Here is a 319-nt window from a genome sequence, read left to right on the forward strand (position 1 = left end):
TCCGTCGATGGGTAAAACCACGTTTGCGATGAACTTGGCTGAGCATGCCGCGATGACGCAAGACAAGCCGGTACTGATCTACTCGCTAGAGATGCCTTCAGAACAGATCATGATGAGGATGCTCGCCTCACTCGGCCGTATCAACCAAACCAAGGTACGTACCGGTCAATTAGATGATGACGATTGGGCACGCCTGTCATCCACCATGGGCTTATTGATGGAAAAAGGCAAGATGTACATAGATGATGCATCTGGTCTTACACCAACAGACGTGCGTTCACGCGCTAGACGAATTGCACGCGATCACGGTGGGATCAGC

1 protein-coding gene is annotated in these 319 nt (G+C 51.4%); it reads left to right on the plus strand.

Going from position 1 to position 319, the window contains the following annotated elements; all coding sequences use genetic code 11:
* Positions 1-319: DnaB-like helicase C-terminal domain-containing protein (locus tag CWC11_RS22135; protein WP_283241038.1), on the plus strand; the 319-nt coding region annotated here is incomplete at both ends.

Source organism: Pseudoalteromonas sp. S3178 (assembly GCF_005886985.1).
Classification (GTDB): Bacteria; Pseudomonadota; Gammaproteobacteria; order Enterobacterales; family Alteromonadaceae; genus Pseudoalteromonas; species Pseudoalteromonas carrageenovora.